General features: G+C 59.7%; 3 protein-coding genes and 1 pseudogene. All 4 read right to left on the reverse strand.

Annotated features, from left to right (window positions below; all coding sequences use genetic code 11):
• Nucleotides 1-239: 239 nt before the first annotated feature.
• On the reverse strand, nucleotides 240-1,568 hold the full coding sequence (gene clcA / locus AB4Z51_RS44375; protein ID WP_439034733.1) for a H(+)/Cl(-) exchange transporter ClcA: 1,329 nt from the start codon (nucleotides 1,566-1,568) through the stop codon (nucleotides 240-242).
• A gap of 253 nt (nucleotides 1,569-1,821) precedes the next feature.
• Entirely contained in the window at nucleotides 1,822-2,085 is a 264-nt protein-coding gene (locus AB4Z51_RS44380; protein WP_028157629.1) for a hypothetical protein, read from the reverse strand.
• A gap of 360 nt (nucleotides 2,086-2,445) precedes the next feature.
• On the reverse strand, nucleotides 2,446-4,119 hold the full coding sequence (locus tag AB4Z51_RS44385; RefSeq protein ID WP_441499717.1) for an arylsulfatase: 1,674 nt from the start codon (nucleotides 4,117-4,119) through the stop codon (nucleotides 2,446-2,448).
• Nucleotides 4,120-4,355: 236 nt separating this feature from the next.
• Nucleotides 4,356-4,479 (reverse strand): annotated as a pseudogene (locus AB4Z51_RS44390) (IS30 family transposase); the annotation flags it as partial.

The following is a 4,479-nucleotide window of genomic DNA, read 5'->3' on the forward strand; positions in this document are numbered from 1 at the left end:
CCCATCCACATCCCCCATCAGGAAACGGAGCCCCATCAGGAAACGGAGGAATCGTAACCGACTCGTGGCTTTTCACACAGCCAGGGTCACAAGCCGACATCTGAGCAAAGACCACAAAGCGTCCGCCAGGGGCCCACAAGCGGAAATGAACGCTGCTCAAGAACAGAATTTCCGATGGGGAAGTCGAAGGCTCAAAACGTTGCAACGCATCGGCGTCGTTGGGGTGGGTGACACCGATCTCATCTCTGTCTGATTTGCCGCTCCAAGCGCAGCGTATGCTCACGCAGGGAATCGTAAATCGGCGCATTACCCAACAGCGTGGGCAGCAGCATCGCCATGAAGCAAGCTCCCAGCATCGGCAGCAGCATCGTCACGTTACCTGTCATTTCAGCGACGAGAACGATGCCGGTCACCGGCGCGCGCACAACGCCGGTGAAGAGAGCGGCCATGCCCACCAAAGCAAATGCTTCCGGCTGGATAGAGAGCGCCGGGAATGCAAGACGGCAAGCCGCCCCGAACAGCAACCCAGACTGGGCTCCCAGCACGAGCAAGGGTGCGAACAGGCCGCCGGGCGTGCCGGCAGCGTATGAGAGAGCGCCGAGTCCGAATCGGATCAGGAATGCGCCCCCCAGGATCCCCACACTCTCGTGGCCGATCAGCGCCCGCTGCGTGATCTGATCTCCGCCGCCGACCAGTTCGGGCGCGAACCAGGCCAACATGCCGACGCTTGCGCCGATCAATCCGGCGCGTAGCTCGATCGGTAGCCCTCCAAATCGGTCGCGAACTGCGATGGTCGCGAGCAGGGTGCGATTGTATGCGACGGCCAGCAGGCCTGCGATGCCACCCAGAGTAAGGAACAGCGGGGCGGACTCAGCGCTGGGATAGCTCAGCGGCCCGATGTGAAAGTCGGGCGCGTCACCGAGAAGCAGCCTTGCGACCGGGATCGCCGTCGCCAGTGCTGCAAGGGCGGCGATGGCAACACGGTGTTCGAACCTCTGCACCAGTTCCTCCAGCACGAACACGAGCCCGGCAATCGGCGCATTGAAGGCCGTTGCAAGGCCGGCGCCGGCGCCGGCCGCCAGAAGCACTCGCGAGTCCGCCCAACACAACCGGCAGACGCGCGCAGCGAAAACCGCGATACCGGCGCCCATCTGGACGGTCGGCCCCTCACGGCCCAGCGCCAGCCCGGAGCCGATCGCCAGTATTCCGCCGAAGAATTTCACTGGCACCAGGCCAAACGGAGCCGGCGGGATCTCTTCGCGCAGAACAGCTTCGACATGCGGAATGCCGCTGCCCGAAGCGTGTGGCGAGAATTGCCGCACCATCCACGCGGCAACCAGGGTCGCGACAGCGCACGCGCCGACGACAGTCAAGAACCCCCAGATTGCGTGGCCATGGGCCCAGACGATCATCGCATCGCGCAGACGATCGGCATGCGCGAGCAAAAGCCGGAAGATCGCCCCAACGCATCCAGTCGCCGCTCCTATGATGAGCGCCATCGCCGCGAGCCCCAACAGGCTGCGACGTTCGTCTACGACTTGYCGGTCGTCGTTAGGGTTATGGTCCACGGCTGGTCGATGATCCCGAGGCCTTCGCAAGGGCTAATCTTTGCCAAAATCACTGGCGAATGTCCCGGAAAAGAATGCTTCCAACTTGACCGAACAACTGCCTCTCCGAGGGACCTCACCGCACGTCCCAACGAAAAGGTGCGCCGAACCAAGGCCTCGCTTTGGGTCACAGGCTGACTTCGACAACCTGCTTGACCTGGTTCGCTTATCTCCTGAAAGCAGACATTGCAGCCCTGAAACAGCCGCGACCTGATCAGCCGCAGATGCGCACGCGGCGCTCGCGCCAGCCATGCCCGTCCCAGAAGCGCTGGGTTATCCAGTGGCAGGGCGGGATCGGCTCTCCAACCGGGGCATCGACATAGCCCGACCAGTACGGATAGCCGCCGGGTCCGGGATAAGTGCGCGGATACGGATTGCCGCCGGGGCCGTAATCATAGCGCGGACCAGCATAAGCGGGCGAGGCTGCTGAAACGACCAAAGTCGCGACGGCAGCGAGAGCCAACAACGTCTTCCTCATGGTGATACCTTTCCAACGCTGCGAAGGCTGCAAGACGATCGCCGAGCAATGCAGCGTCAGCGTCGACAAGCTGAAATGTCAAGGAGAGTGATCTCAGCAAGGCTATTGCCTGGCGACCTCCTCGGATGTCGCCTTCGGGTCAAAATGCGAAGAACACAGAGTGAGCAAAGTCAGTCCGCTCTACCCCACCAAGCGGACCTCAATGAAAGGTGTCGTCACTTCGCTGATGGGCCAAAAGGCGACGTTGGCTCCCGCCGGGCAAGCACTCGATGCGCGACGGCGAGCCGCTCGTGAAAGCCGACCCGCCGTATGCCGCTTGATGCAGCCCGTCAGCCAATGGCTTCACGGGACGTCGCGATATTACCCACCGCTCCCCTTGATATTCGGCAGGTTTTTCATGTCGAGCATCGGGACCGGGTTTTCCGGGCGCTGCAGATCCGGTCTCCAATCGTTCGAGGCTCCGCCCGGCTTACGCTTGATGCTTGGATAGTCGGCAATCGATTTGTTGAATTCCATCACGACCGGGAAGATTAGTGCCAAGACCCAGCCGTTGTCCTGTCCGGTGTACTTGCCCGGCGACTGCAATGGCATACGTGCCGACATCGCGCCGTTGAAAACCATGTCGTATTTCTCGAATGGGTCCATCGTCAGGTTGTAGACCGAGCCAATCGCGCCGAGATTTTGCTCCGGACCGAGCCAAGTGTCCTTGGCCGTCCAGAGATACTTCCATGCGATGCTGAGATCGGGGTTGGTTGGATCACCGCCGACATCCGCCCGCGCTCCCATGAAGCTTTCGCCGTCGATGTAAATCCAAGACCTTCGTGCCGAGTGCTTCGCGCGGCCGAGGATGTACTCGCTGTTGTCGATGCTGTCGAAGTAGATTGGCCTGCCATTATCGTCGGTCCATGCGCCGTGCGGCGGCGGGCTCAGGCCGACCATCTTGGCGAGCGTTGCCCAGCAGTCGATATGGGACATCATTTCATGGTAATTTGCACCGGCGGGAATGTGTTCGGGCCACCACATTAACCCGGGTACGCGCCAGCCTCCTTCAAATGCTGAACCCTTTTCGCCGCGGAAAGGCGTGGTGCCCGCATCAGGATAAGCATCCTGCCACGCCCCGTTGTCTGCCGTTACGATCACAATCGTATTCGGCGCTTCGGCACGGATCGCGTCCATGATCCGGCCGATGTCGTCATCGAGCTCTATCACCGAGTCCGAGTAATCGCCCAACCGCGACTTCCCGGCGAATTTTGATGATGCGTTGGTCGGGTTGTGCATCTTCATGAAATTGACGTCCATGAAGAATGKCTTGGCGTCCTTGGCGTGCTTCTTGATGTAATCGATTGCGTAATCAGCCTGCCGGACGTCAAAGTTGGCGAGGTAATCGTACGTAATGTACTCGCCTCTCTTCGCCGGTTGTCCAGCAACTCCCTCCCACTCGTACATGTTTACGACATCAAAATAGGCTTTCGCGATCTCTGGGTTGTACGAGGGAAACCATGGATGAAACCACTTGGACGTATCGGCATAGGTGTAGACGCCCGGATAGTATGCGGCGAACGCCTTCATCTCGTCGAACCCGTGCTCGATCGGATAGGACTCCGGCTTATCACCGAGATGCCACTTGCCAGAAAAGTAGGTGGAGTAGCCGTTCTTTTGAAAAAATTCGGCTATGGTCGGCGTCTCCTTTTTGAGCGCATTCTCATCGCCCGGAGCGACCACGATGGAGAGCGCCGAACGGATCGGAATACGTCCGGTTATAAACGAGGCGCGGCCTGCCGTGCAGCTTGCTTGCCCGTACCAGTTCGTGAACGTCGCGCCTTCCTTAGCGATCCGGTCGATGTTTGGTGTTGGATGGCCGAGCGCGGCGCCACCCCCGCTATAGGCGCCGAAATCGTTCCATCCAGTGTCATCCGTCATTAGCATGACGACATTTGGCCGCTTCTGCTGCTGTGCGGTCGCTTGAGGTACCGCAACCAACATCGCGCCGAACAGTGCGAACATGCCGTGCGCAACACTCTTTCGGATACTCATGACTGCTTCCTCCGATTTCAAAGGTCGGTCACTTGTGCCAAACGAATGGATATGTCGCAGTCGTGCTTTTTAGCTCTGCGCCACAGCGTGTTCAATGTGCGATTGTTTGATTTAGATCAAGACACCGATTGTGACGGGTCTATGCCGCTTGCTAGGCGTCGCTCCGCGATGTCCGCTGCGGGTCAAAAGCGACGGTTTGGCGATGTCCGCGCTACTTCCGCTTTACCCCGGCCGGCTCAACCGGTCGACGCAACACAGGCATTAAATCTCTCTGCTGGCGTTTCAAATTGCAAGGTCTCACGTGGTCGTTCGTTTAGCTGACGAGCCACTTTGTTCAGATGGGCTTGCGAATGCACCGAC

This window comes from Bradyrhizobium sp. 2TAF36 (genome assembly GCF_052114925.1).
Classification (GTDB): domain Bacteria; phylum Pseudomonadota; class Alphaproteobacteria; order Rhizobiales; family Xanthobacteraceae; genus Bradyrhizobium; species Bradyrhizobium barranii.

Bases quoted from the DNA above. Each gene is read 5' to 3' on its own strand.
- AB4Z51_RS44380 (WP_028157629.1), bottom strand. From the start codon at position 2,085: ATGAGGAAGACGTTGTTGGCTCTCGCTGCCGTCGCGACTTTGGTCGTT.